23 protein-coding genes are annotated in these 25,639 nt (G+C 64.6%); 9 read left to right on the top strand and 14 right to left on the bottom strand.

Annotation, left to right across the window (positions count from 1 at the left end; translation table 11 throughout):
* Nucleotides 1-2: 2 nt before the first annotated feature.
* Complete coding sequence (locus MB818_RS01140) at nt 3-2,006, top strand: capsule polysaccharide biogenesis protein (RefSeq protein ID WP_238903600.1); 2,004 nt, start codon at nt 3-5, stop codon at nt 2,004-2,006.
* Nucleotides 2,007-2,208: 202 nt separating this feature from the next.
* Here MB818_RS01140 and ribD read toward each other — a convergent pair whose 3' ends face one another.
* The 12 genes from ribD to MB818_RS01080 all read right to left on the bottom strand — a co-directional run bounded on the left by ribD (nt 2,209) and on the right by MB818_RS01080 (nt 16,242).
* Nucleotides 2,209-3,297, bottom strand: a complete 1,089-nt coding sequence (gene ribD, locus MB818_RS01135) for a bifunctional diaminohydroxyphosphoribosylaminopyrimidine deaminase/5-amino-6-(5-phosphoribosylamino)uracil reductase RibD (RefSeq protein WP_369426320.1) — start codon at nt 3,295-3,297, stop codon at nt 2,209-2,211.
* Between the two features lie 2 nt (nt 3,298-3,299).
* Complete coding sequence (nrdR, locus tag MB818_RS01130) at nt 3,300-3,770, bottom strand: transcriptional regulator NrdR (RefSeq protein WP_234136505.1); 471 nt, start codon at nt 3,768-3,770, stop codon at nt 3,300-3,302.
* Nucleotides 3,771-3,898: 128 nt separating this feature from the next.
* A complete protein-coding gene (locus MB818_RS01125; RefSeq protein WP_255699816.1) occupies nt 3,899-4,324 on the bottom strand; it encodes a secondary thiamine-phosphate synthase enzyme YjbQ in 426 nt (141 codons plus the stop codon).
* A gap of 4 nt (nt 4,325-4,328) precedes the next feature.
* Nucleotides 4,329-4,742: a hypothetical protein gene (locus tag MB818_RS01120; protein ID WP_238903598.1), complete on the bottom strand. Its 414-nt coding sequence runs from the start codon at nt 4,740-4,742 to the stop codon at nt 4,329-4,331.
* A gap of 360 nt (nt 4,743-5,102) precedes the next feature.
* Complete coding sequence (gene rpoD, locus MB818_RS01115; RefSeq protein WP_234162443.1) at nt 5,103-7,085, bottom strand: RNA polymerase sigma factor RpoD; 1,983 nt, start codon at nt 7,083-7,085, stop codon at nt 5,103-5,105.
* A 111-nt stretch (nt 7,086-7,196) separates the two neighbouring features.
* Nucleotides 7,197-9,146 carry a DNA primase gene (gene dnaG, locus MB818_RS01110; protein ID WP_238903596.1) on the bottom strand — a complete coding sequence of 650 codons (1,950 nt, stop codon included), beginning with the start codon at nt 9,144-9,146 and terminating at the stop codon, nt 7,197-7,199.
* A gap of 92 nt (nt 9,147-9,238) precedes the next feature.
* Nucleotides 9,239-9,535, bottom strand: a complete 297-nt coding sequence (locus MB818_RS01105) for a hypothetical protein (protein WP_234136502.1) — start codon at nt 9,533-9,535, stop codon at nt 9,239-9,241.
* A 35-nt stretch (nt 9,536-9,570) separates the two neighbouring features.
* Complete coding sequence (locus tag MB818_RS01100) at nt 9,571-10,116, bottom strand: sarcosine oxidase subunit gamma (RefSeq protein WP_439653264.1); 546 nt, start codon at nt 10,114-10,116, stop codon at nt 9,571-9,573.
* Nucleotides 10,109-13,042: a sarcosine oxidase subunit alpha family protein gene (locus MB818_RS01095; protein WP_238903592.1), complete on the bottom strand. Its 2,934-nt coding sequence runs from the start codon at nt 13,040-13,042 to the stop codon at nt 10,109-10,111. Before MB818_RS01095 ends, MB818_RS01100 begins: the two co-directional genes overlap by 8 nt.
* Nucleotides 13,039-13,302 (bottom strand): sarcosine oxidase subunit delta, encoded by a 264-nt coding sequence (locus MB818_RS01090; RefSeq protein ID WP_234215851.1) that lies wholly within the window; start codon nt 13,300-13,302, stop codon nt 13,039-13,041. Before MB818_RS01090 ends, MB818_RS01095 begins: the two co-directional genes overlap by 4 nt.
* Nucleotides 13,303-13,357: 55 nt before the next feature.
* Nucleotides 13,358-14,611 carry a sarcosine oxidase subunit beta family protein gene (locus MB818_RS01085; protein ID WP_234136498.1) on the bottom strand — a complete coding sequence of 418 codons (1,254 nt, stop codon included), beginning with the start codon at nt 14,609-14,611 and terminating at the stop codon, nt 13,358-13,360.
* 200 nt (nt 14,612-14,811) lie between these two features.
* Complete coding sequence (locus MB818_RS01080) at nt 14,812-16,242, bottom strand: Glu/Leu/Phe/Val family dehydrogenase (RefSeq protein ID WP_238903590.1); 1,431 nt, start codon at nt 16,240-16,242, stop codon at nt 14,812-14,814.
* A 327-nt stretch (nt 16,243-16,569) separates the two neighbouring features.
* Between MB818_RS01080 and MB818_RS01075 the strand changes: the two genes are divergently transcribed.
* Genes MB818_RS01075 through MB818_RS01065 form a run of 3 tightly spaced genes read left to right on the top strand, consistent with a single transcriptional unit; the run spans nt 16,570 to nt 19,329 of the window.
* Nucleotides 16,570-18,243, top strand: coding sequence for a pilus assembly protein TadG-related protein (locus MB818_RS01075; RefSeq protein WP_234175892.1), 1,674 nt, complete (start codon nt 16,570-16,572; stop codon nt 18,241-18,243).
* The gene (locus tag MB818_RS01070; RefSeq protein WP_234136495.1) at nt 18,240-18,773 is read left to right on the top strand and encodes a TadE/TadG family type IV pilus assembly protein; all 534 of its coding nucleotides are present in this window, start codon (nt 18,240-18,242) and stop codon (nt 18,771-18,773) included. The genes MB818_RS01075 and MB818_RS01070 overlap by 4 nt, the downstream gene beginning before the upstream one ends.
* A 10-nt stretch (nt 18,774-18,783) precedes the next feature.
* A complete protein-coding gene (locus MB818_RS01065) occupies nt 18,784-19,329 on the top strand; it encodes a TadE/TadG family type IV pilus assembly protein (protein ID WP_234136494.1) in 546 nt (181 codons plus the stop codon).
* 3 nt (nt 19,330-19,332) lie between these two features.
* Here the strand turns inward: MB818_RS01065 and MB818_RS01060 are convergent, their stop codons facing one another.
* Nucleotides 19,333-19,818 carry a hypothetical protein gene (locus MB818_RS01060; protein ID WP_234136493.1) on the bottom strand — a complete coding sequence of 162 codons (486 nt, stop codon included), beginning with the start codon at nt 19,816-19,818 and terminating at the stop codon, nt 19,333-19,335.
* 100 nt (nt 19,819-19,918) lie between these two features.
* Here MB818_RS01060 and MB818_RS01055 point away from each other — a divergent pair, with 100 nt between their 5' ends.
* Nucleotides 19,919-21,094 carry a 4Fe-4S double cluster binding domain-containing protein gene (locus tag MB818_RS01055; protein WP_238903588.1) on the top strand — a complete coding sequence of 392 codons (1,176 nt, stop codon included), beginning with the start codon at nt 19,919-19,921 and terminating at the stop codon, nt 21,092-21,094.
* A 119-nt stretch (nt 21,095-21,213) separates the two neighbouring features.
* Entirely contained in the window at nt 21,214-22,125 is a 912-nt protein-coding gene (locus MB818_RS01050) for a pirin family protein (RefSeq protein ID WP_234166734.1), read from the top strand.
* A 75-nt stretch (nt 22,126-22,200) separates the two neighbouring features.
* Here the strand turns inward: MB818_RS01050 and MB818_RS01045 are convergent, their stop codons facing one another.
* Nucleotides 22,201-22,785, bottom strand: a complete 585-nt coding sequence (locus MB818_RS01045) for a TetR/AcrR family transcriptional regulator (protein ID WP_234136490.1) — start codon at nt 22,783-22,785, stop codon at nt 22,201-22,203.
* A gap of 102 nt (nt 22,786-22,887) precedes the next feature.
* On the opposite strand from MB818_RS01045, the gene MB818_RS01040 reads away from it, so the two are divergent.
* From MB818_RS01040 to glpX, 3 genes are all read left to right on the top strand, one after another.
* Nucleotides 22,888-23,160: a hypothetical protein gene (locus MB818_RS01040; RefSeq protein WP_234136489.1), complete on the top strand. Its 273-nt coding sequence runs from the start codon at nt 22,888-22,890 to the stop codon at nt 23,158-23,160.
* 101 nt (nt 23,161-23,261) lie between these two features.
* Complete coding sequence (locus MB818_RS01035) at nt 23,262-24,548, top strand: homoserine dehydrogenase (RefSeq protein ID WP_238903586.1); 1,287 nt, start codon at nt 23,262-23,264, stop codon at nt 24,546-24,548.
* Nucleotides 24,549-24,645: 97 nt separating this feature from the next.
* Nucleotides 24,646-25,599 (top strand): class II fructose-bisphosphatase, encoded by a 954-nt coding sequence (glpX, locus tag MB818_RS01030; protein WP_234137012.1) that lies wholly within the window; start codon nt 24,646-24,648, stop codon nt 25,597-25,599.
* Nucleotides 25,600-25,639 lie beyond the last annotated feature (40 nt).

Genomic DNA, 25,639 nt, shown 5'->3' with positions numbered 1-25,639 from the left:
GCATGTCGCCCAATGGCATGAACCGGGCAGCCGGGGGCGAGCGCTCCCGGCTGTTCGTTTATAACGGCGGCTTTCTGACCCAGCGCCGCCTGCGCCGGATTCTGTCGTTAACAGGCTACGACATCCGGCTGGGACTGCCGTCCGAGGGCGATCTGGTCGGTATCTGGGGCAACAGCCCCACCGCCCATCGAGGCCTTACCGTGGCCGCGCGCCACGCGGCGCCTCTGTTGAGGGTCGAGGATGCCTTTCTGCGCTCGCTCTTTCCCGGTCGCGCGGGTGAGCCACCCTTGGGTCTGCTGCTGGACCGGGCGGGCGTGCACTTCGACTCCGCCGCGCCCTGCGACCTCGAACAACTGCTGGCCACCCACCCGCTGGACGATACCGCCCTGTTGAACCGGGCACGCGATGCCATGGCCCGTATCCGCGAAAACCACCTCAGCAAATATTCCGCCACCGATCCCGGCCTGACCCCACCCGAGCCGGGCTATGTGCTGGTGGTCGACCAGACGCACGGCGACGCCTCGGTCACCGCAAGCGGCGGCAATGACGCGCTGTTCCGCGAGATGCTGGTCTTTGCGCAAGAGGAACACCCCGGCGCCCGAGTGCTGATCAAGACCCATCCCGAAACCGCCGCCGGGTTCCGCCCCGGTTACTACGGCGACACGGATGTCAGCACGCGGGTCAGCCTCTACGACGCCCCGATCAGCCCCTGGACCCTGCTCGACGGCGCGGTGGGAGTCTACACCCTGTCCTCGCAACTGGGGTTCGAGGCGATCCTGGCCGGGCACAAACCGCGCGTCTTTGGCCAGCCCTTTTACGCGGGCTGGGGATTGAGCCTGGACGAACACCCGGTGCCCCGCCGCGAGCGCCGCCTGACGCGCGCGCAGCTCTTTGCCGCCGCGATGATCCTTTATCCCACCTGGTACGACCCGTTCGGCGACAAGCTTTGCGAGCTGGAAACCGTGCTCGACACGCTAGAGGCGCAGTCCCGCGCCTGGCGGCAGGATCGGGCGGGATGGACTGCCGGCGGCATGCGCCTGTGGAAACGCAAACCCCTGAAACGCATGTTCGGACGCTTTGGCCCGATCAGCTTTACCGACACGCCCGTTGACGGGGATCCGCGCCCGCATATGGTCTGGGCCGCGCGCGCCGCGACCAGGGACAGCGTCACACGGGTCGAAGACGGCTTTCTGCGCTCGCGCGGGCTGGGGGCGCAACTGGTGCCGCCGCTGTCCCTGGTCACCGATGACAGGGGCATCTATTACGACCCGACCCGCCCCAGCGCATTGGAGAGCCTGATCACCAACCGCGCCGAGCTGCGCGCCGACCAGCGCCAACGGGCCGAGGCGCTGATCCGTACGCTCACCACCGCGCGCATCAGCAAATACAACCTCGGCGGCACCCTGCCCGACCTGCCTCCCGGCCACCGCATCCTAGTACCCGGCCAGGTCGAGGATGATGCCTCGATCCTGACCGGCACCGGAGAGATATGCGGCAATCTGGACCTGTTGCGCAGCGTCCGCGCCGCCCATCCCCAGGCGGTGATCGTCTACAAGCCACACCCCGATGTCGAGGCAGGGCTGCGCGTCGGCGGCATCGACCCGGGCACGCTGGCCGATGTGGTCGCGACCCAAGCCGACCCGATGCAGCTTCTAGATCAGGTGAACGAGGTCTGGACGCTGACTTCGCTGTTGGGGTTCGAAGCACTCTTGCGTGGCCTGCCGGTGACTACTCTAGGTGCGCCATTCTACGCCGGCTGGGGTCTCACCCGTGACCTAGGCACCATCCCCGCCCGGCGCCGGGCCCGGCCGGACCTGGCCGGCCTCGTCCATGCCGCGCTGATCGACTATCCGCGCTACTGGGATCCGCGTACCGGCCAGCCTTGCCCGGTCGAGGTCGCCACCCAACGCCTCGCCTCTGGCACCATCCCCCACCCCGGGCCCGCCAATCGGCTGCTGTCAAAGCTGCAAGGCCTGTTGGCCACCCATGCACATCTGTGGCGCTGAAACCCGCATCCTTGCGAGCGTGACCGGTCGGAATTGAGTATTTACAACCAGAAAGAAGCAGCAGTCCCTTCACTTTGCTCCAAATACTCCCGCCGGAGGCATTCGTCCGCGCAACAGGATCCATCCCTCGAAAACCCGCGTTGCCGCGCCACAAAGCCCAGGATAAAGCGCGCCGAAGGCGCTCAATGGGATCAAGGCCCACCTATTGGCGTTGCCAGCGGTGCAGGATGTCGGCGCCGATGGCGCGGGCCTCGATCAGGTCGAACCGGGCCGCCTCTGACAGCTGCTCCAACCCCAGCACGCCCACGGCGGGCAGGCCCTCGGCCCCGATCGCGATACCCGCGGTAAAGCCCACCAGTTCATCGACCAGATCGGCCGCCAACAGAGAGGCGGCAAGCGAAGCGCCGCCTTCGCAGAACACACGCGTGAGCCCCTGCGCACCCAGTTGCCGCATCAGGTCGGTCGCGCTGATCTGGCCGGCCTCAACCGCGCAGGGGAGCAACCGGGCACCTGTGCCCTCCCAGGCACGGGCGCGGTCGCCATCCACGCCGGGCCCATGGCAGAGCCAGACCGGCACCTGCCGCGCGGTCCGGGCCAGTTGGCTCATCAGCGGCAGGTCGAGATAGCGCGACATCACCACCCGCACCGGCTGTTGCGCCACGCCCATGTCGCGCACGGTCAGCGAGGGGTCGTCTGATCGCGCCGTCCCGGCCCCCACCAGCACTGCATCGTGCCGGGCGCGCATGGCATGCACCGCGCGCCGCGCCTCGGGGCCGGTAATCCATTGGCTCTCGCCCGAGGCGGTGGCAATGCGACCGTCAAAACTACTTGCCAATTTCAGAGTGACCCAGGGTCGGCCGAGCTCGGTTTTCAGGAAGAAGCCCGCAAGATCGCGCGCCGCCTCGGCTTCGCCGATGCCGACCGATACTTCGATCCCGGCCTCGCGCAGCATCTCAAACCCGTTCCCCGCCACGCGGGGATCGCTGTCCTCGACCGCGGCAACCACCCGCGCCACGCCGGAGGCGATCAGTGCCTCGGCGCAGGGTGGCGTCTTGCCGTGATGGGCGCAGGGTTCAAGCGTGACATAGGCGGTGGCGCCACGTGCCGCCACGCCCGCCTGGGCCAAAGCCACCACCTCGGCATGGGGTCGCCCGCCAGGCTGGGTCCAGCCCCGCCCGACGATCCGGCCATCGTTGACGATGACACAGCCCACCGCCGGGTTGGGCCAGCAGACACCCTGCCCACGCCGGCCCAGCGACAGGGCCAGCGCCATGTAACGCGCGTCAGACATGCTCACTCTTCGGTTGGCGGGCTTGGCGGGCGCAACTCGTGGACGAAGTCCTCGAAATCATCTGCCGCCTGGAAGTTCTTGTAAACGCTGGCAAATCGCACATAGGCAACGGTGTCGATCCGGGCCAGAGCTTCCATCACGATCTCGCCGATCTTCTTCGACGGGATGTCGGTTTCCCCCATGCTTTCAAGCCGCCGCACGATGCCGGAAATCATCTGGTCGATCCGCTCGGGGTCGATCGGGCGTTTCTGCATCGAGATGCGGATCGAGCGTTCCAGCTTGTCGCGGTCGAAATCTTCGCGTTTACCGCTGGACTTGATCACCACCAAATCGCGCAGTTGAACCCGCTCGTAGGTCGTGAATCGGCCGCCGCAAGCGGGGCAAAACCGGCGTCGGCGGATCGAGACATGATCCTCTGCCGGGCGTGAATCCTTGACCTGAGTGTCGATATTTCCGCAAAACGGGCAGCGCATCCGCCGTCTCCTCGTCCGTTAATCCGCCTCTTTTGTGAACGCTTCGGCTCACTTATCCACAACTATAGGACCAACGCTAGGATTTGGGTAGAGGAGATTTGCAGCCCCAACATAATGGGCGGCAAGCGTCAGGCGAAATGGGCGGCGACCCGGCGGTCATGGGGCGCGTGGCGGTGTTCGACCAGATAGATACCCTGCCAGGTGCCCAGCATAGGCACCCCCGCCCGCACCGGAATGCCCAGCGATACCGGCATCAGCGCCGCCTTGATATGGGCAGGCATGTCATCGGGGCCTTCGTAAGTATGGCGCAGATAGGCCATCGACGGGTGATCCGCGGGCGGCACCAGCCGGTCGAAAAAGGCGGTCAGATCGCCCTGCACCTCGGGGTCGGCGTTTTCCTGGATCAGCAGCGAGCACGATGTATGCCGCACCAGGAGTGTCAACAGCCCGTCGCCCTGCCCGGCCAGCCAGCGGCTTACCTCGTCGGTAAACTCGTAAAGGCCCGCCCCCCGGGTCGCGATCGAAAACTCGGTCAGCACGGCACCTGCGCCCATGGCCTCAGGGCCGCACGGGGCCGAATTCGCAATAGCTGTTGCCCTGATTGACGGTCATGTTGTCGCCGACCTTGAGCCCGGTGCGGATGGTGGTCAGCTCGTTTTCCAGCGGTGTCACGCCCACCGCCTCGGGCGTCATCGAGAACTGCACCGCCGTCTTGCGCCCGGTGGTGACACTGGGCCCGCGCCCGCGCACCAGATAGATACGGTCATTCCAGCCCGCGCCCAACGCGCGCCGGGCATATTCCGAGGCCGCGCACCAGAAATCGCCGACCCGCTGCTTGCCGCGCGGAACAACCTCGAACACCGCGTCATTGACCGGCAGAACCCGGTGCCCCATTCGCGTGGTCAACGCCTGGGCCTGAGCGCCAGCCCCGAGAAACACCGCAAGGGCGAGAATCTTTGTCAGTCCGGTCATGGTCTCAATCCGTTTTGCCTATAAGCCCTATCTAGGGCGCATCCGCTGTCAGAGACAGGGGAGAGCACGCAAAAATTGCCCGATCGCATGGATTTGCCGCAGGCCGTCGAGACAGGCTCGGAGTTCCTGGCCCCACTGATGAAACAGGGGCGCTGCCCCTCTGGGGCCCTTGGCCCCATTCACCCCGGGATATTTCGGGCAAGAGGAAGGGGAATGCATGCTCTGTCGCAAAAGAGAGACACGTCCGACCAAGCGTTGCGACAGAGGCAACTGCACAGGATTGGCAGACGGCGTTGCGCTCTGTTCATGTCGTGCAAGCCGCGTCCCAAAAGAAAACGCCCCCTTGCGGGGGCGCCTTGATCACTGGTCCAGAAAGCTGCGCAGCTTGCGCGAGCGGCTGGGGTGTTTCAGTTTCCTGAGCGCCTTGGCCTCGATCTGGCGGATACGCTCGCGGGTGACGCTGAACTGCTGGCCGACCTCTTCCAGCGTGTGGTCGGTGTTCATGCCGATGCCGAACCGCATCCGCAGCACCCGTTCCTCGCGCGGGGTGAGCGAGGCCAGCACGCGGGTCGTGGTTTCCTTGAGGTTTTCCTGAATGGCGCTGTCCAGCGGCAGCACGGCATTCTTGTCCTCGATGAAATCGCCCAGCTGGCTGTCTTCCTCGTCGCCGATCGGGGTTTCGAGGCTGATCGGCTCCTTGGCGATCTTCATCACCTTGCGGACCTTTTCGAGCGGCATTTGCAGCTTTTCGGCCAGTTCCTCGGGCGTCGGTTCGCGACCGATCTCGTGCAGCATCTGGCGCCCGGTGCGCACCAGCTTGTTGATCGTTTCGATCATGTGCACCGGGATACGGATGGTGCGGGCCTGATCGGCGATGGAACGGGTGATCGCCTGCCGGATCCACCAGGTCGCATAGGTCGAGAACTTGTAGCCCCGGCGATACTCGAACTTGTCCACGGCCTTCATCAGGCCGATGTTGCCTTCCTGGATCAGGTCCAGGAACTGCAGGCCGCGGTTGGTGTATTTCTTGGCAATCGAGATCACCAGGCGCAGGTTGGCCTCAACCATTTCCTTTTTCGCCTGACGGGCCTCTTTCTCGCCCTTCTGGACCTGCTGCACGATGCGGCGGAATTCAGAGATATCCAGACCCACATACTGACCCACCTGGGCCATGTCGGCGCGCAGCTCCTCAACCTTGTCGGACGAGCGTTCGATGAACATCTGCCAACCGCGACCGGGCTTTTCGGCCATTTCCGCCAGCCAGTTCGGGTCCAGCTCACGCCCGCGATAGGCGTCGACGAACTCGCGCCGGTTGATGCGCGCCTGGTCGGCCAGCTTGACCATCGAACTGTCGATCGACATCACCCGCTTGTTGATGCCGTAGAGCTGGTCGATCAGCGCCTCGATCCGGTTGTTGTGCAGGTGCAGTTCGTTCACCAGCAGCACGATTTCCGAGCGCAGCGACTGATAGGTCGCCTCGTCCGTGGCGCTGAAGGAGCCGTCTTCGTTCAGCGTGGCCGAGATACGGCTGTCCTGCATCTCGCTCAGCTGTGCGTAATCCGACGAGATTCGCTCGAGCGTGATCAGCACCTTGTCCTTGAGCGCGGCCTCCATCGCGGCCAGCGACATGTTGGCCTGATCGTCCTCGTCATCGTCATCCTCGGTGACAATCGGGTTGCCGTCGGCGTCGTATTCCGGCGTTTCCTCGCGCTGCGGCTTGACCGCTTGCACCGCGCTGGTTGCGACCACCGGTTCGTCATCCTCGTCATCCAACTGGTTGCCGAAAGTGGCCTCCAGGTCGATCACGTCGCGCAGCAGGATGTCCTCGGACAGAAGTTCGTCATGCCAGATGGTGATCGCCTGAAAGGTCAGCGGGCTTTCGCACAGCCCGGCGATCATCGTATTCCGGCCGGCCTCGATCCGCTTGGCGATCGCAATCTCGCCCTCGCGGCTGAGCAGTTCGACCGAACCCATCTCGCGCAGATACATGCGCACCGGGTCATCGGTGCGGTCAAGCTTTTCAGTCTGGGCGCCGGCCAGCGCAACTTCGCGGTTGCTTTCGGTGGTGATGAGGTCGGTCGAGCCCTTCTGCTCTTCCTCTTCGGCCTCTTCATCCTCGATGATATTGATGCCCATCTCGGAGAGCATCGACATCACATCCTCGATCTGCTCGGAACTCACCTGATCAGGCGGCAGCACCTGGTTGAGCTGATCGTAGGTGATATAGCCCTTTTCGCGGGCCTCGGCGATCATCTTCTTGACTTGGGCCTGGCTCATGTCGAGCGAGACTTCGTCTTCCTGGTCTTCGGGCTTCTGGTCTTCGGCGGTGTCCTTGGCGGCCATTCAGTGCTCCTGCAGGGATGGGCGATTCGTGTGAGCCGAATCATTAGTGCTCAGAATTGATTCGGCCACCCGTTTACCGGTTTTATTTTGCCTTTTCCTTAGGAAAACGCGCTAGCGGCGTTTCCGGCGAAAATCGATTCCCGCCATGATCGCGTCAAAGGCCTCGCGTTCGTCGCGCTTGATTCGCGCGCCATTGTCGGCCACGTCGAACAGCGCCTTGTCCTCGTTCTGGCTGCGCGCGGCGCGCTGTTTCTCTTCGGCGGCCTGTGCAACGCGCCAGGTCAGCGACTCGTCGGCATCTTCGGCGATGTCCTCTCGGGCCTCCTCGATCTCGGCGTCATACCCCCTCAGCGCCTGGAGTTTTGCGAGTTCCTCGGCAAGCGTCATTTCCGCCAGCTCAACATCGCCCGGCCTGCGCACACAGGGGATAATCTGGACATGGCGCAGCGCGTAGAGGTTTTCAAGGGCCTCGGGGCCGAGATTGTCGTCAATCCGGTCGCGCAGCCCCTGCGGGTCGTCAATCCCGATGCGCAGTGCCAGATCGCGCAGCATCGCCAGGTCGGGATCGCGGCAGTCGAGCCGTTCCAGCGCGTGTTCGAACCGCACGATCACCTCAGGTGTGGCAATGGCGGCGGCGAGGATCACCGTCTCGCGCAGCCGGATCTGCGCCGCGTCGTCGGAGCTGGCCAAGAGCGAGGCCCGCGTGCCCGGCGTGGCCGCAACCGGCGCCGCCTTCCATGTACCGCGCGGCTGCCAGGGCTGTTTCGGGCCGCGCTGTGGCCGGAACAGCTGCCAGCGCAGGTCCTTGATCTCCTGCCCGTAATGGGCGCGGATCGAGGGGTCGCGGATCAGCTTGATCTTGTCGCGCAGTGCCTTGTCCAGCGCCGCCTTGCGCTCGGGGCTGTCGAACACGCGGCCTTCGGTCTCGCGCTGCCACAAGAGCTGCACCATGGGCCGGGCCTGATCCAGCACGTTTTGCATGGCTGCGGGTCCCTCGGCGCGAATCAGGTCGTCGGGGTCCTTCCCCTCGGGCATTATTGCAAAGCGAACCGATTTACCCGCCTCGAGCAGCGGCAATGCCAGATCGACCACCCGCAGCGCGGCACGCAGGCCCGCCGTGTCACCATCCAGCGCCACGATCGGTTCGTCCGCGATACGCCAGATCATCTGCAACTGGTGTTCGGTGACGGCCGTGCCCAGCGGCGCCACGGCGGCACCGAACCCGGCCTCGGCCAGCGCGATCACGTCCATATAGCCCTCGGCCACGATCAGCGGCTGGCCCTGCCCCGCCGCCGTACGGGCGGGGCCGTGGTTGAACAGGCTGCGGCCCTTGTCGAAAAGCGCGGTTTCGGGCGAGTTCAGGTATTTGGCATTGTCCTTGGGATCCATCGCCCGGCCGCCAAAGGCGATGCAGCGCCCGCGCGCGTCCCGGATCGGGAACATGATCCGGTTGCGGAAGGTGTCATAGGGCTTGCCACCCTTGGTCGAGGGTTTGGCCAGCCCTGCGCCGGTGATCAACTCCTCGCCCACGCCTTTGCCGCGCAGGTGGTCCCACAACCCCTGCCAGCCATCGGGGGCAAAGCCGATCTCCCAGCGCTCCAGCGCCTGTGCGCTGAGACCACGCCGGGCCAGATAGTCGCGCGCCGCCGCGCCGCCGCCGGCGCTCAGGTTCAGGCGGAAAAACCGTACCGCCTGTTCCATCACCTCGGCCAGCTGGCTGCGGTGGTCCTGTTTCTCCTGTGCCTTGGGGTCGCGCGCGGGCATGGTCATACCCGCCTCGCGGGCCAGGATCTCGACCGCTTCCATGAAGCCGACATTCTCGGTTTCCTGCACGAATTTCAGCGCGTCGCCCTTGGCCTGACAGCCGAAGCAGTAATAGAACCCCTTGCGGTCATCCACATGGAACGAGGCGGTCTTTTCGTGGTGGAACGGGCAAGGCGCCCACATGTCGCCCTTGCCCTGGTTCGACTTGCGCATGTCCCACATGACCTTGCGCCCGACAACCTGTGTCAGGCTCAGGCGGTTTCGCAGCTCGTCCAGAAATCCGGGGGGCAGTGACATGGGACCACGATGGCAGAAAGCGCAAGGCGCGCCAAGCGGGCGGCGCGCCTTTTCCACAGCGAAGACGGCCCGTCAGGGCCGGACAAGCGCGCCTATTGCTTCAGGCACAGTTCCAGCCAGGCCGCCGACAGGTCCTGTTCACGCACATCGCGCATCTTCTGCTGATAGACCCAGGGCGCGATCAGCGGGATGGCGGCATTATAGTTCGCGGGCCAGGTCGGGTTGGTGGCGGCCACGGCGGCGGGCACGTCGCGTTCCTTGACCCGGTCCAGCCGCGCCTGCTGGATCGCGGCCACCACATCGGCCTGATACTGGCAGCTTTCCTGCTTGGTTTCCGCCGCCGCCAGCGGCGAGGCCGCAAGCAGCGCAACAAGGGCGTAACGGTACATGGGTCGTCTCCCGGGATTCGAAGGTTCCCCGGACCTTACCCGCGCGCGGCCACCGCTTCCATCGCCGATTTCAGGTCATGCAGCAGGGTTTGCGCCATCGAGCGGAACACCATCAGCAGAAATCCGCCAGTCTCGAGCCGGGTGACCGAGCCTGCCATATGCCCGATCCGGCAACGTGCCGTGGCGCCCGGACCAAATCCGGGCGCGCGCAGATCGACCGGCACCAGCCGCGCCAGAACCGCCTCGGCGCCGGTGCCGTCAAGACGCACCACCGTCCAGGCATCCGACTGATCGACCAGCACACCCGGCCCGGCCAGCGCCGCATCCGGCGCGGCGCCGGTCAGCAGCACGCTGTCATGGCCGAACCAGATCGCGCGCGCATCGCCCGCCGCCGTGGCCCGGCCCGCGCCGGGCCAGTCCAGCCCATGCGCCGCGCCCAGCGCCCCGGCCAGTGCCGCCCCCTGCCCCTTGCGCGGCGACAGTGCTGTCATCGGACCCAGGTCCACCTCGCTCACCGTCATGCCGCCGATGCTCAGCGGCAATTGCCCCGCACAGGGCGTCTTTGCGAACAACCTATCCACGCATCCGCCCTCCCTCGGGGTCATAGAAGACCGGGCTGACCACCTCGCAATAGGTGGTCACTCCGCGCAGCCCGTCGACCATCTTGACGATCTCTCCGATCCGCTCGGGCCCATCGGCCAGAAAGCCCAACCCGATCATGCGGCCCTGAACCGGCGAATGGCAAACCGAGGTCACATAACCCTGATCATGCTCGCGCCGGGCGGCATCCTCTTGCCGATAGAGATGCGCGCCCGCCAGCAGCTTGCCCTCGGCGGCGATGGGTTTCAGCCCCACCAGACGCTCGCGCCCCGGCTCCTCCAGCCCCGGACGCTGCGCCATGGTCTTGCCGATACAATCCTTTTTGGCCGAAACCATGCCGCCCATGCCGATGTCATAAGCGGTGACGCGGCCATGGATCTCGGCATGGGTGATGAAGCCTTTCTCGATCCGCAGCACGTTCAGCGCCTCCATCCCGTAGGCACCGCCGCCCAGCGCCTCGGCGCGACGGACCAGCAAGTCGAAGAGGCTGGCGCCATAGCGCGCGGGCACGGCGATCTCGTATCCTTCCTCGCCCGAGAACGAGATCCGGAACAACCGCCCACCAACGCCCAGCAACGACACCGCACCGCAGGACATGAAGGGCCAGTCCGCCGGATCGACCGGCGTGTCGAGCAGCCCGTTCAGCAGCTCGCGCGCCCTGGGACCGGCAACGGCGAATTGCGCCCATTGCTCGGTCACCGAACACAACGACACGTCCCATTCGGGATGCAGGCCCTGGGTCACGAATTCCAGATGCGCCATCACCTGCCCGGCGGCGGCGGTGGTGGTGGTCATCAGGTAGTGATCCTCGCCCAGCCGCGCGGTGGTGCCGTCATCCATCACATGACCGTCCTCGCGCAGCATCAGCCCATAGCGCACGCGCCCGACCTTCAGTGTCGAGAACATGTTGGTATAGACGAAATCCAGCAACCGCGCCGCGTCCGCCCCCTGGATGTCGATCTTGCCCAGGGTCGAGACATCGGCCACCCCCACCGCGTTGCGCACGTAACCCACCTCGCGGTCGCAGCTCTGTTGCCAGTCGGTCTCGCCCGCCTGCGGGAAATAGCTGGGACGGTACCACAGACCGGCCTCGATCATCGGTGCGCCGCGTGACAGGGTGGCAGCATGCGAGGTGGTAAAGCGCTCGGGCTGGAACCCCTTGCCCTCGCCCCCTGCGCCCAGCGCCGCGATGGCAATCGGGCTGTAGGGCGGGCGAAAGGTGGTGGTGCCGGTCTCGGGGATGCCGCGCCCGGTGGCATCGGCCAGCACCGCCAGCGCCGCCACGTTCGAGTTCTTGCCCTGATCGGTCGCCATGCCCTGCGTCGTATAGCGCTTCATATGCTCGACCGAGCGGAAGTTCTCGACCGCCGCCTGTTTCACATCCTTGACGGTGACATCGTTCTGAAAATCGAGCCAGGCCCGCCCGCGCCCCGGCACCGCCCAGAGCGGCTCCAGAGCATAGGGCGTCTCTTCGGCCTTGGGCAGTGTACCCTGATCCGCCTTGAGCCCCAGCGCGTTCAGTGCCTCGGACGCCGCCTCGGCCCCTTCGCGCAGACAGGCCATGGTCGAAAAGGCACCGTTGCAGGCGCCTGCCGCGCGCAGGCCGGGCACCATGCCCGCCACCGGCACAAAGGCTGCAATGTCGCGGCGCCATTCGGGCCGCCCGTTCATATGGCAGGTCAGGTGCAGGCTGGGGTTCCAGCCGCCCGACATGGCCAGGCAGTCGGTGGCAATCCGTTCTTCGCCACCGGGATCGCGGATGGTGATCCGCTCCAGCCCCTGCCGCCCGCCGCTGCCGCAGACCTGACCGCCCCGGATCATCCGCACCCCATTGAGGCGCGGCGCGTCATGACGGCTGTCGATCAGGGCCGCCACATGTACCCCCGCCGCCAGCAGGTCGCGCACGGTGCGATGGGCATCGTCATTGTTGCCAAACACGGTGACGGCGCGGCCCGGGCTAACGCCCCAGCGGTTCAGATAAGCACGCACCGCGCCGGCGGTCATGATGCCGGGCCGGTCATTGTCGGCAAAGGCGATGGGGCGCTCCAGCGCGCCCGCTGCCAGCACCGCGCGCCGCGCCACGATACGCCAGAAACATTCCAGCGGTGCACCCGCGCCCCAGTCGGCGCGGTGATGCGAGACCCGCTCTAGCGCTGCATAGGTGCCCTGATCATAGGCCCCGGCAACGGTGGTGCGCGTCATCAGACGCACATTCTCCATCCCGCGCAGCTCGGCCAGCGCCTCTTCGGCCCAGACCGCCCCCGGCTTGCCGTCGATCTCATAGGTCTCGGCCAAAAGGCGCCCGCCCATGCGCGCGTCCTCGTCGGCCAGGATCACATCGGCCCCGGCGCGGCCCGCCACCAGCGCCGCCATCAGCCCCGCAGGCCCGGCGCCGATCACCAGCAGATCACAAAAGGCAAAGGCGCGCTCATAACGGTCGGAATTATCCTGCCCCGACAAGGCGCCCAGCCCGGCGGCGCGGCGGATCACCGGCTCATACAGCTTCTCCCAGAAGCTGCGCGGCCACATGAAGGTCTTGTAATAGAACCCCGCCCCCAGGAACGGCGCCGCCAGGTCGTTGACCGCCATCAGGTCAAAGCTCAGCGAAGGCCAGCGGTTCTGGCTCCGCGCCTCCATCCCCTCGTATATCTCCTGCACCGTGGCGCGCACATTGGGGTCCTGCCGCCTGTCGCGCCCCACCGTAACCAGCGCGTTGGGTTCCTCGCTGCCCGCCGTCAGAATGCCGCGCGGGCGGTGATACTTGAACGAACGCCCGACCAGCCGCACGTCATTGGCCAGCAAGGCCGAGGCCAGCGTGTCGCCCTGATACCCGCTGTAGCCCACCCCGTCGAAGGTGAACGAGACCGGCCTGTTCCGGTCGATCAGCCCCTTGCCCTGAACCCTCATCGCCGTGCCTCCGAGGCCAGTTCGCAGCCCAGCACCTCATGGGTCAGCGTGTTGCGGGTGACCACCAGCCAGGCGCCACAGCCAAAATGGTGATGCCACAGGTCGCGGGTCTCCCCGGCCGGGTTCTCGCGCAGATGCACATAATCGTCCCAGGCCTCGGCCCCTGCCTCGGGCACCGGACGCTCCAGCGCCAGCGCGTGGCCCTTATAGGAAAACTCGCGGCTGTCGCGGTCGCCGCAATGCGGACAGGTGATCCTCATCGCCGTCCCCCACTCTTCATTCCGCCAAAAATACTCATGTCCGGCCTCTCCCCCCTCAATGCAGGTTGTGTTGAGAGCCGGTGCCCTCTTCATCCAGGATCCCGCGCCCGGTGCGGAAGCGGTCCAGCCTGAACCGTGTTGCCGCCGGGTGGTACTGGTCCGTTGCCAAGAGATGCGCGAACACGTTGCCCGAGGCCGGCACCGCCTTGAACCCGCCATAGTTCCAGCCGCAATTGACATAGAGCCCGTCGATAGGCGTGCGGTCGATGATGGGAGAGCCATCGGGCGACATGTCCATGATGCCGCCCCAGCTGCGCAGCACGCGCGCCTTGCCGATCATCGGCATCAGCGCCATGCCCGCCTCCATCACGTGCTCGACCGTGGGCAGGTTGCCGCGCGCCGCGTAAGAGGCATAGAAATCCAGGTCACCGCCAAAGACCAGCCCACCCTTGTCGGACTGGCTGATATAGAAATGGCCCATGCCAAAGGTGATCACATGGTCGATCACCGGCTTTAGACCCTCGGTGACAAAGGCCTGGAGGATATGGCTCTCGATCGGCAGGCGCATGCCCGCCATCGCCGCCACCTGGCTGGAACGGCCCGCCGCCACCATCGCCACTTTCTTGGCCCGGATCGGGCCGCGCACCGTCTGCACGCCGGTGACCCGCCCGTTCTCGACGTCGATCCCCGTCACCTCGCAATTCTGGATCAGGTCGACGCCGCGACTGTCCGCCCCCCGCGCATAGCCCCAGGCCACCGCGTCATGACGCGCGGTGCCGCCGCGCGGGTGATAGAGCGCACCGTAAAGCGGAAAACGCTGGTCGTCGAAATTGAGGAAGGGCACCTTGGCGCGCAGTTCCTCGCGCCCCAGCAGGATGGCATCGTCGCCCTGGCTCAGCATCATGTTGCCACGCCGCGCCGCCGCATCGCGCTGGCCGTCGGAATGGAACAGGTTCAGGATGCCGCGCTGCGAATGCATCACGTTATAGTTCAGGTCCTCTTCCAGACCCTCCCACAGTTTCAGCGAGTGCGAGTAGAATTCGGAATTGCCCTGAAGGAAGTAATTGGCCCGCACGATGGTGGTGTTTCGGCCAATGTTGCCGCCGCCGATATAGCCGCGCTCCAGCACCGCCACATTGGTCAGCCCGTGATCGCGCGCCAGGTAATAGGCGGTGCTCAGCCCGTGGCCGCCGCCGCCGATGATGACCAGGTCATATTCCGGTTTGGGCGCCGGGTCGCGCCAATGCGGCCGCCAGCCCTTGTTGCCGGTCAGCCCCTCCTTCAACACCCGAAGGCCCGAAAACCGCATCGCCGTCTCTCCTTGCCGACCTGGTATCGCTGTCATAACGAGTAGCACCGATGAGCGCGGTCTCAAGACCGTAATCGACAGAGACTGGTCTGTCCGCGACTAATCCTGTCGCCGGCACGACATGAATTCAGACCCTGATCGCGCAAAAAAGGGGCGCCCGGTTGCCCGCACGCCCCGCGTCTTCGATGCCGCGCCCCGCCTCAGAGGCCCTTGGCGCGATAGCTCTTGGCCACCCGGTCGATCGAGACCAGATAGGCGGCGGTGCGCAGATCCTCGACATCGCTCCGCTCATGCCAGACATCGCGCATGGCCTGATAGGCGATGCGCATGGTGTCATCGAGACCCGAGCGCACCAGTTCCAGTTCATCGGCGCCGCGCAGGTATTTCTCCTTGAACTGCGGCGTCATCGACCAGGCATCGCCCAGATAACGGTCGAGCCGTTCCAGCTCGTCCACCACCAGCTGGTGGCGCGCCTCTTCCTGGCGGCGTTGCATGCGGCCGAACCGGATATGGCTAAGGTTCTTGACCCACTCGAAATAGGACACCGTCACACCGCCCGCGTTGGCATACATGTCGGGAATGATCACGCATCCCTTCTTGCGCAGGATCTCGTCGGCACCGGCGGTGACCGGGCCGTTGGCGGCCTCGATGATCAGCGGCGCCTTGATCCGGTCGGCATTGTTGAGGTTGATCACCCCCTCCAGCGCCGCCGGGATCAGGATGTCGCACTCCTCTTCCAGCACCTTGGGGCCATCGGTCACATGAGTGCCGTCCGGGAAACCGGTAACGCCACCGTGCTTGACGATCCAGTTATGCACCGCCTCGACATCCAGCCCCTCGTCGCTGACCAGGGCGCCGTCACGTTCGATGATGCCGGTGATCAGGCACCCATCCTCTTCACTAAGGAACTTGGCCGCGTGATAGCCCACATTGCCCAGGCCCTGTACGATCACTCGTTTACCATCAAGCTTGCCTGACAATCCCGACTTCCCGACGCCGATGCTGTCACGGAAGAACTCCTGCAAGGCGTATTGCACGCCGCGCCCGGTGGCCTCGACCCGGCCATGGATGCCGCCCGCATTCAGCGGCTTGCCGGTGACACAGGCGCGCGCGTTGATGTCGGTGGTGTTCATGCGCGCATACTGGTCGGCGATCCAGGCCATCTCGCGCTCGCCCGTGCCCATGTCGGGGGCAGGCACGTTCTGGGACGGGTTGATCAGGTCGCGCTTGGCAAGCTCATAGGCAAAGCGTCGGGTGATCTGTTCCAGCTCGTGCTCTTCGTATTGCCGCGGGTCGATACGCAACCCCCCTTTCGAACCGCCAAAGGGCGCCTCGACCAGGGCACATTTATAGGTCATCAGCGCCGCCAGCGCCTCGACCTCGTCCTGATTCACCGCCATCGCATAGCGGATACCACCCTTGACCGGTTCCATATGCTCGGAATGGACCGAGCGATAACCCACGAACGTCTGGATCTGGCCACGCAGGCGCACCCCGAACCGGACCGTGTATGTGGCGTTGCATACCCTGATCTTCTCTTCCAGTCCCGGTGGCAGGTCCATCAGGGCAACCGCCCTGTTGAACATCATATCCACGCTTTCTCGGAAACTGGGTTCGTTCTTGCGGGTCATTAAACCAAAATCCTCCATGACCTTCTCCGACTCGGATGATGACACCTTGTCGCAGGCAACATATGACGCCTCGTCACAGGAGTGCGACATTTTTAATCGCTTGAAGAATCTGAATTCAGGGGGAACGGCGATTCTGGGGGACAGTTCCAGGGCATTGTCGGCCACAGGGAAACAAAGTCCGAACATTTGACTGCGTTGTCTTTAACACGCGGTTAACATTCACCCTTTCGGGCGATTTACGCCCCAATCCTGCCATCTTCTCAAGGCAAAACAGTGAATTGGAACTGTATTCTCCGGCTGGGGTTCTGCCGGAAAGGTAGGTGGACAATGTTCAATACGCAGATCAGCATCGACACGGTGTCGCGTCGTATCCGCACCAGGCTCAAGGCGCATCTCGGGAACTTCGCTCGCGAAGAAGACGGTTTGATGACGGTCCTCGCATTGTTCCTGTTTCTTGCCTTGGTTGGTGCGACCGGCATCGGTGTGGACCTGATGCGCTATGAACAAAAGCGAGCGTCCCTGCAGTATACGATGGACCGCGCGGTTCTGGCCGCGGCCGACCTCGACCAACTGGTTGCACCCGAAACCGTGGTTCGCAGCTACCTGGAGAAAGCGGGCTTGCTGGAATACCTTTCCAGCATCACGGTTGAGGAAGGCCTTGGCTTCCGAAAGGTGTCCGCCACCGCAACCGCCGACTTGCCGACCCATTTCATGAAGCTCTCGGGCTACGACAGCCTGACGATCCCCGCGGCCAGCACCGCAGAGGAGAGCATCGGCAACGTGGAAATCTCGCTGGTGCTCGATGTTTCGGGCTCAATGAACAGCAACAGCCGGCTCTACAACCTCAAGATCGCGGCCAAGGAGTTTGTCGATCACATGCTGTCGGCGACCGAACCTGGAGCCGTGTCGATTTCGATCATCCCCTATGCATCTCAGGTCAACGCTGGCCCCGATATCCTGCCCTACTACAATGTCAGCGAGGAACATACCTACTCGCATTGCGTGAATTTCATCGATGACGAGTTCAGCCAGCCCGGCCTGTCGCGTGTAACGCCGCTGGAGCGGACGATGCATTTCGATCCGTTCACCTATTCCAAGGATCCGATTCAGACCCCGGTCTGCCCCGTGCGCAACAGCACCGCGATCTTGCCGTTCACCAACAACCAGACCGTTCTGAACACCTATATCGACGGGATGAGCGGTCGCGGAAACACCTCGATCGATATCGGGACCAAATGGGGTGTCGTAATGCTGGATCCGAACACGCAAAGCGTGATTAACGGATTGATCGCAGACGACAAGGTGCCCGCGATCTTCTCCGGCCGGCCCAGCGCTTATGACTCTGGCGATGTTCTCAAAGTGCTGATCGTGATGTCCGACGGCGAGAACACCGACCAGTACATGCTGAACCCGTCGCTGCGCACCGGCCTGTCGCCGGTCTGGTACAACGTAGCCGAAGACGTGATCAGCGGCTCGCCCGACAACAACAGTACCAATGCGTTCAGCGTCTACCACGACAATGGTGGTAACAACTATTACTGGCCGGACCAGAACCGCTGGTCGGATCATCCCTATGGCAACGGCCAGAGCGAGGCATGCGAATATACCTCAGGCGGCTATTACAGCTGCGCGATGAAGGACGAGCCCGGCGAAGCAGTCCAGCTGACCTATGCCGAGCTCTTCAATAAGGTATCGCTGGCCTACAACGCGTACTACAACTTTGAGTTCACAAGCAGTGCCTGGGGTGAATGGTACAGCGCAGCCTTTACCAAGAAGGAAGCATCGGCCAAGGACCAGCGGACCGACCACATCTGTGACGCGGCCAAGGACGAAGGTGTGATCGTCTATACGGTCGGTTTCGAGGCCCCATATAGCGGTCGCCGGGTGCTCAAGCGCTGCGCAAGCTCGGACAGCCACTACTATGACGCCGAAGGGCTGGAAATCAGTGACGCATTTACCTCGATCGCCTCGTCGATCCGCAAGCTGAGGCTGACACAATGATACGGCATTTGGGCAATTTCCTGCGCCGGTTCCGCAATCGCGAAGACGGCAACGCAACAGTCGAATTCGTTATCGTATTCCCTGCAGTCATCGGTGTGATGCTTGCCGGGGTCGAACTGACATTCATGACGCTGAACCACGCAATGCTGGAACGCGCTGTGGATGTGGTGGTACGTGACCTGCGTCTCAACACCGGGTCCAATCCCGGCCATAACGAGCTGAAGAACAGGATCTGCGACAAGGCGGTCTTTATCCGCCAGTGCAGCACCAACCTCAAGCTCGAGATGGTTCGTCAGGATCCCTATGCCGGCATCACCTTGCCTGCCGTTCCCGACTGTACCGACCTTTCCGAAGAGACGCGCCCCGTGCGACAATTCGAAAATGGCCAGGCAAACGAACTGATGGTCCTGCGGGCCTGCGCCAAGATCAACCCGATCTTCCCGACTTCAACCCTGGGAGCCGCCTTGGCCAATGACGAAGGCCAATACGCCCTGACGGCCATGTCCGTCTTTGTGCAGGAGCCGTTGTAAAGCCATGTCCATGTCTCGCATATTGAACTCGCTGCGTCTGTTCCGCCGGAACGAGGAAGGCTCGGTCGCGGTCGAAGCGTTGCTGACGGTACCGATCCTGTTCTGGACCATCATGATCGGCTACACTTACTTCGATGGCTACCGCGAGGCAGCTTCGAACGTGAAGGCCGCCTATACGATCGGCGACCTTATCTCGCGAGAGACGCGGACCATCGACGACGCCTACATCGATTCAATGGTCGAACTGTTTGAACGCATGGTGCAGGATACCGACGGCCTCCAAGTCCGTATCTCGCTGTTGCGTTACGAGAGAAAGCGTGATCGGCATCGGGTACGCTGGTCGGCCAATCGCGGTTTTCCCGAAAGGTTGAGCAACGCCAATGTTGGGTCCATCAGTTCCCGATTGCCGCCGATGTCGGACCAGGACACGCTGATCCTGGTCGAGACCAGAAACGTCTACAGATCGCCTTTCCGGGTCGGGCTGGATGACACCGACATGGAAACGTTTATCTTTACCCGGCCCCGTTTCACCAACGAGATCGCCGGCAGCGTCTGACGCTTAGCGCGGCAAGGTTCCATCGCGTTCCGCCATCATGGCCGAGAGCATCTCGGCCATGAATTTCGTCTGCGATCCGGGGGTGACGCCGCCGATGCCGATCCGGCGGCCCATCCGCCACCAGAGGCCCGGCTGCCAGGTGCGCCCGCCCGGCACCGAGGTACGCAGCAGGAACCCGTTCGACGGCTTGAAGGCAAAGACGCCCCGGTCCAGCGCCTCGATATCGGCGATGCGGGCGATCACGGTGCCGTCACTGCCGCGCAGCTCGGTCGCAGTCATTTCGACCCGACCCGCCGTCGCCTGGAACATGCGCTGCGCCAGCCACAGCGTCAGCGCCCCCAGCACGATCAGAAAGACCTGCCAAACCACCGCCGGCGGCGTTACGACCGCCACATAAATCAGCAGCCCGCCCAATACCGTCAGCACCACCAGCGCCATCCAGCGCCGGGGCGCCGATGCCTCGATCGTTGCCAAAACCTCGTCCTGCATCTGGTGTCGCCCTCTTGTTCGTTGCGCCTGCATAGCCGATTGCGCGGGCGCCGAACAGGCATCTTGCCCTACCCACAAACCCCGAGTTAGCGTGACGCCCATGAGCTATCCCGCCAACCGGCCCGACCGCACCCGTCCGACCGATGCCGCCGCCGGGATCGAAACCACCGAGGCGTTCGAGCGCTTTTCCCAGCGCAACGACGTGTTCACCCGCGCCATGTGGGATCCGTCGGTTCGGTCGAAACAGACGGATGCCTTCTTTGCCTCTTATCGGATGGAGGCGGCACCGCGCCGGGGCGATGGGTTCACACAGCGTGATTTCGCGCTGCGCAACGCCGCCTGGCTGATCTCGGATGTTGTCACCAACCGCTTTGCCGCCGAGGGGCGGCGCGAGGGGTTCCAGGCCCCGATCAGCTATGACACCCCGGTGGCGCCGCAACAGGTCGCGATCGACGATCCCGCCGCCATGAGCGCCGAGATCAAACGCGTCGCCCGCTTCTTTGGTGCCGATCTGTGCGGCGTGACCGAGCTGGACGAACGCTGGCACTATACCGCCCGCGTCGATACCCGCGACATGAGCGAGGCACCACTCGGCCTGCCCAATGGGCTGACCTCGGTCATCGTGCTGGGCCACGAGATGGAGCGCGACCTGGTGGCCACCTACCCCTCGGCCTTGGCCGGGGCCGCCACCGGGCGCGAATACAGCCACGAGGCGGCAGTGGTGATGCAGCTGGCCGCCTATATCCGCAATCTGGGATACGAGGCCGTGGCCTCGATGAACGACACCGGACTGGTGATCCCCTATGCGGTCAAGGCGGGCCTGGGCGAATATGCCCGCAACCAGATGGTGATCACGCCGGAATTCGGCCCCCGGCTGCGGTTCTCCAAGGTGTTCACCAACCTGCCACTGGCCCATGATGTGCCGCGCCCACGGGGTGTGCGCGCCTTTTGCGACATCTGCACGGCCTGCGCCGATGCCTGCCCGGTCAAGGCTCTGCCCTATGGGCCGCCTTCGGATGTGGCGCCGAATGTCTCGGCCATCCAGGGCGTGCGCAAATGGACCTCGGATGCCGAGAAATGTTTCGGCTTCTGGGCCAAGCTCGCCTCGGATTGCGCGATCTGCATGCGGGTCTGCCCGTTCAACCGCGACTATGCGCGGCGACGCAACCGGTTGTGGCTGCGGCTCGCGCTGTCGCCGCTGCGCCACCTGGCGCTGCGGCTGGCGCGTGGGCACGGCAAGCGGCGCAAACCTGCGGAATGGTGGGCCGGGACCTGAACCTGACACTCCGTCGGCTGTGCACCGCTGCACAAGCCCGGTGGCGCGACGCGGAATTGCCTTGGCAACGGCGCCCCCTATCTTAACACCAGCTTTCACAGCCCAAGCGAGACCCCACCATGTCCATTCGTCCCATCCTTGAAACCCGCCGCGCCACCCCAGCGCTCGAAGGCGCCGGGGTCAAGCTGCACCGCGCCTTTGGCTTTCAGGACCCGACCGAGCTGGACCCGTTCCTGCTGTTTGACGATTTCCGCAATGAGCATCCTCAGGATTATTTGCGCGGCTTTCCCTGGCATCCCCATCGTGGCATCGAGACCATCACCTATGTGCTGGCCGGCACGGTGGAGCACGGGGATTCGCTGGGCAATACCGGCACGCTGGGTGCGGGCGACGTGCAGTGGATGACCGCCGGGTCGGGCATCCTGCATCAGGAGATGCCCAAGGGCAATCCGCAGGGCCAGATGCATGGCTTTCAGCTTTGGGGCAACCTGCCCGCCAGCCAGAAGATGACGGCGCCGCGCTACCAGGATGTGCGCGGCAGCGAGATCCCCGAGGTGATCGACGATGACGGCACAAGGGTGCGGGTGATCGTTGGCAGCTTCTGGGGCAAGACCGGTCCGGTGGACGGCATCGCCGCCGATCCGCAATATCTCGATATCTTCGTCCCGGCGGGGGTGAAGAAGACGTTCCGGATCGACACCTATCGCCGCGCCTTTGCCTATGTGTTCGAAGGGGCCGGCGCCTTTGCCGATGCCTCGGCGCCAACCGGTGTGCTGCTGGAAAAGGAAGTGGCGGGCGAAGAGCTCAATATCCGCGACCTGTCGGGCGACCGCACCCTGATCCGCTTCGGCACCGGCGACGAGGTGACGGTGCAGGCCGGGCCGCAGGGGATACGCTTTCTGTTGATCTCGGGCGCGCCGATCGCCGAGCCGGTGGCCTGGCACGGGCCGATCGTGATGAACACGCAGGAAGAGCTGATGCAGGCCATGCGCGATCTGCGCAACGGCACCTTCATTCGCCCCGCGCATTGAGGCGCGCGGAATTCTGCAAGAATTCCGACCCGGAAAACATCTGTTTTCCGGGTCGTTTTCCGGATCGGAAAACGACTAGGCCGCCACCGCCTTGCGGACCATGTCCCAATAGATGCCTTCCACCTGGTCAAGCGACAGCCGCCCCTCGGCCCGGTACCAGGTATTGACCCCGTTCAGCATCGCGATCACCGCCAGGGTCGCGATCTTGGTATCGGGCACCGCAAAGGCACCTTCCTCCACCCCGGCGCGCAGGATCGCCTCGAGATCGTCCTCATACCGCCGCCGCAATCCTTCGATGGTTGCGAAATTCTCGGGCGTCAGGTTGCGCAGCTCCATATAGGCGATGAACACTTCGTCCGGCCGGTTCAGGTGGAAGCGGATGTGAAACCCCACGAAATCACGCAACCGGGTCAGCGCATCCCCGCGTACCCGGTGCTGGCGCGCCGACAGGAGTTCGTCCATATGCCGGTGCATCAGCCCGAACAGCAGGCTCTGCTTGTCCGGCGTGTAATTGTAGAGCGCGCCCGCCTGCACACCCACCTCTCCGGCGATCTGGCGCATCGACACGGCGGCGAAACCGTGCCGCGCAAACAGCCTGAGCGCCGCGTCCTGAATGCGCGGGCCGGTGATATCGGAATGGGAACCTTGGGTACGTGCCATATGGCCACGCTATCTGAACATATGTTCAGATAAAAGCCCCGCTTGCGCAGGTTCCGACAATTTACGACAAAAGGGACACCCTTCAACAGGTCCGGTGGCCGCATGCCTAGATCCGCATTTCTTTCTCTTTTGCTGCTGGCGGCGGCCTGCACACAGGTGCCCGAGTTGAACGAGCGGATCAGCCCTGATCTGCGCAAAGCGGGGTTTCCCAAACTGGTGCCACTGGACGAGGCTCTTGGCCCGCCCGCCGACCCCGAGGGAGAGGCCCTGGCGGTTCAGAAGTCCCTCGAAGCGCGTCGCGACGCATTGGCCCAGCGCGCCCGGCGCCTGCAAGAGGCGACCGACCAAGACACCTCGCAGAGCGAGACCGAATAACACGCCCGACGATTGCACGCCCGCCCCGAACGGGCTAAGGCACGCGGCAAGGGACCGGTCCGGCAGGACCGGTCCAGGCACGAGCAGAAAGGACGAACAGCATGAAACCGGCATTGCGGCTTGGGATCGCGGGATTGGGAACCGTGGGCGTCGGCGTTGTGCGCATCATCCGCCGTCAGGCCGATCTGCTTGAGGCGCGTACCGGACGCCGGATCCAGATCGTGGCCGTCTCGGCCCGCGATGCGGGCAAGGACCGGGGCATCAACCTGTCCTCTTACGCCTGGGAGACCGACCCGGTCGCCCTCGCCCGCCGCGACGATGTCGATGTGTTCGTCGAATTGATGGGGGGCGAGAACGGCCCCGCCAAGGCCTCGATCGAGGCCGCGCTGGCAACCGGCAAGGACGTGGTCACCGCCAACAAGGCACTGCTGGCCATCCATGGCCAGGCGCTGGCCGAGCAGGCCGAGACCGCAGGCCGTGTGATCCGGTTCGAGGCCGCCGTCGCCGGCGGCATCCCGGTGATCAAGGCCTTGACCGAAGGGCTGGCCGGCAACGAGATCACCCGCGTGATGGGGGTCATGAACGGCACCTGCAACTATATCCTGACCCGCATGGAATCGCAGCGCAAAGGCTATAACGCGCTGTTTCAGGAATGCGCCGAACTGGGCTATCTCGAGGCCGACCCGACGCTGGATGTGGGCGGGATCGACGCGGCGCACAAACTGGCGCTGCTGGCCGCCATCGCCTTTGGCACCAAACCGCATTTCGACGGGATCGACATCGAGGGGATCGAGCGGATCAACCTCGAAGACATCGCCTATGCCGCCGACATGGGCTATCGCATCAAGCTGTTGGGTGTGGCCCAGCGCAGCGGGCGCGGGCTGGAACAGCGGATGCGGCCCTGTCTGGTGCCGGCGGACTCGCCGCTTGGTCAGCTCGAAGGCGGCACCAACATGGTGGTGATCGAGGGCGACGCGGTCGAACAGATCGTATTGCGCGGCCCCGGCGCGGGCGAAGGCCCCACCGCCAGCGCCGTGCTGGGTGATATCTGCGATATCGCGCGCGGCTTCCGCCTGCCGGTATTCGGACAGCCCGCCCACACGCTGGCCGAGGCCGACAGCGCGCAATCGAACTCTCCGGCGCCCTATTACCTGCGTCTGCTGCTGCCCGATCGTCCGGGCGCGCTGGCCAAGGTGGCCGCCGCGCTGGGCGATGCCGGGGTCAGCATCAACCGGATGCGCCAGACCGGCCATGACAGCGCCGAGGCGCCGGTGGTGATCGTCACTCACAAGACCCAGCGCGCCGATCTGGACGCCGCGCTGGACGCCATGACGGCGACGGGTGTTCTGGCCGCCGAACCGGTGGCGCTGAGGATCGAGGCGGTCTGACCCGCCCGAACCGTTTTCGCAAACATGCTTGTGGACTCCCGCCGCGCTGCGTTAGAGGGTCAATAAGCCCATCTGCAAGGAACTATTCATGTCCGCCATGCCCGAATTTCATGACCGTATGCTTTCCCTGGGCCTTGCCCGCGTGGCTGAACAGGCAGCGCTGGCCTCGGCCTCGCTGATTGGACGCGGCGATGAGAAGGCCGCCGACCAGGCCGCGGTGAACGCCATGCGCGAACAGCTGAACCTGCTCGACATCGCCGGTGTGGTGGTGATCGGCGAAGGCGAACGCGACGAGGCGCCGATGCTGTATATCGGCGAGGAAGTGGGCACCGGCAACGGTCCGGGCGTCGATATCGCGCTCGACCCGCTGGAAGGCACCACGCTAACCGCCAAGGACATGCCCAACGCGCTGACCGTGATCGCCATGGGACCGCGCGGCTCGATGCTGCACGCGCCCGACGTCTATATGGACAAGCTGGCGATCGGTCCGGGCTATGCCGACGGCGTCGTGTCGCTCGACATGTCGCCGCGCGAACGGGTCGAGGCGCTGGCAGCGGCCAAGGGCTGCAAGCCGTCGGACATCACCGTCTGTATCCTGGAACGTCCGCGCCACGAGACGATGATTGCCGAGGTGCGCGAAACCGGCGCTTCGATCCGGCTGATCACCGATGGCGATGTGGCGGGCGTAATGCATTGCGCCGAGGCCGAGACCACCGGCATCGACATGTATATGGGCTCGGGCGGTGCGCCCGAGGGGGTTCTGGCCGCGGCAGCGCTGAAATGCATGGGAGGGCAGATCTTTGGCCGGCTCCTGTTCCGCAACGATGACGAGCGTGGCCGCGCCGCCAAGGCCGGCATCACCGATCTGGACCGCGTCTATACCCGCGACGAGATGGTGACGCAGGACGTGATCTTTGCCGCCACCGGCGTGACCGGCGGATCGCTGTTGCCGCGCATCAAGCGCGAGCCGGGTTGGGTCGAGACCACGACGCTGCTGATGCGGTCCAAGACCGGCTCGGTGCGGCGGATGAGCTATCGTTCCCCGGTCTGAGCCTTTGGCGGGGGATGCGGCTGGCGCCGCAGCCTCCGGC

Source organism: Ruegeria alba, from assembly GCF_022321465.1.
Classification (GTDB): domain Bacteria; phylum Pseudomonadota; class Alphaproteobacteria; order Rhodobacterales; family Rhodobacteraceae; genus Ruegeria_B; species Ruegeria_B alba.
The sequence above is the reverse complement of the archived record's forward strand: the minus strand, read 5'-3'. Positions and strand labels throughout refer to the sequence as shown.

Bases quoted from the DNA above. Each gene is read 5' to 3' on its own strand.
- MB818_RS01140 (WP_238903600.1), top strand. From the start codon at position 3: ATGTCGCCCAATGGCATGAACCGGGCAGCCGGGGGCGAGCGCTCCCGG.
- ribD (WP_369426320.1), bottom strand. From the start codon at position 3,297: ATGTCTGACGCGCGTTACATGGCGCTGGCCCTGTCGCTGGGCCGGCGT.
- nrdR (WP_234136505.1), bottom strand. From the start codon at position 3,770: ATGCGCTGCCCGTTTTGCGGAAATATCGACACTCAGGTCAAGGATTCA.
- MB818_RS01125 (WP_255699816.1), bottom strand. From the start codon at position 4,324: ATGGGCGCAGGTGCCGTGCTGACCGAGTTTTCGATCGCGACCCGGGGG.
- MB818_RS01120 (WP_238903598.1), bottom strand. From the start codon at position 4,742: ATGACCGGACTGACAAAGATTCTCGCCCTTGCGGTGTTTCTCGGGGCT.
- rpoD (WP_234162443.1), bottom strand. From the start codon at position 7,085: ATGGCCGCCAAGGACACCGCCGAAGACCAGAAGCCCGAAGACCAGGAA.
- dnaG (WP_238903596.1), bottom strand. From the start codon at position 9,146: ATGTCACTGCCCCCCGGATTTCTGGACGAGCTGCGAAACCGCCTGAGC.
- MB818_RS01105 (WP_234136502.1), bottom strand. From the start codon at position 9,535: ATGTACCGTTACGCCCTTGTTGCGCTGCTTGCGGCCTCGCCGCTGGCG.
- MB818_RS01095 (WP_238903592.1), bottom strand. From the start codon at position 13,042: ATGAGGGTTCAGGGCAAGGGGCTGATCGACCGGAACAGGCCGGTCTCG.
- MB818_RS01090 (WP_234215851.1), bottom strand. From the start codon at position 13,302: ATGAGGATCACCTGTCCGCATTGCGGCGACCGCGACAGCCGCGAGTTT.
- MB818_RS01085 (WP_234136498.1), bottom strand. From the start codon at position 14,611: ATGCGGTTTTCGGGCCTTCGGGTGTTGAAGGAGGGGCTGACCGGCAAC.
- MB818_RS01080 (WP_238903590.1), bottom strand. From the start codon at position 16,242: ATGACCCGCAAGAACGAACCCAGTTTCCGAGAAAGCGTGGATATGATG.
- MB818_RS01075 (WP_234175892.1), top strand. From the start codon at position 16,570: ATGTTCAATACGCAGATCAGCATCGACACGGTGTCGCGTCGTATCCGC.
- MB818_RS01070 (WP_234136495.1), top strand. From the start codon at position 18,240: ATGATACGGCATTTGGGCAATTTCCTGCGCCGGTTCCGCAATCGCGAA.
- MB818_RS01065 (WP_234136494.1), top strand. From the start codon at position 18,784: ATGTCTCGCATATTGAACTCGCTGCGTCTGTTCCGCCGGAACGAGGAA.
- MB818_RS01060 (WP_234136493.1), bottom strand. From the start codon at position 19,818: ATGCAGGACGAGGTTTTGGCAACGATCGAGGCATCGGCGCCCCGGCGC.
- MB818_RS01055 (WP_238903588.1), top strand. From the start codon at position 19,919: ATGAGCTATCCCGCCAACCGGCCCGACCGCACCCGTCCGACCGATGCC.
- MB818_RS01050 (WP_234166734.1), top strand. From the start codon at position 21,214: ATGTCCATTCGTCCCATCCTTGAAACCCGCCGCGCCACCCCAGCGCTC.
- MB818_RS01045 (WP_234136490.1), bottom strand. From the start codon at position 22,785: ATGGCACGTACCCAAGGTTCCCATTCCGATATCACCGGCCCGCGCATT.
- MB818_RS01040 (WP_234136489.1), top strand. From the start codon at position 22,888: ATGCCTAGATCCGCATTTCTTTCTCTTTTGCTGCTGGCGGCGGCCTGC.
- MB818_RS01035 (WP_238903586.1), top strand. From the start codon at position 23,262: ATGAAACCGGCATTGCGGCTTGGGATCGCGGGATTGGGAACCGTGGGC.
- glpX (WP_234137012.1), top strand. From the start codon at position 24,646: ATGCCCGAATTTCATGACCGTATGCTTTCCCTGGGCCTTGCCCGCGTG.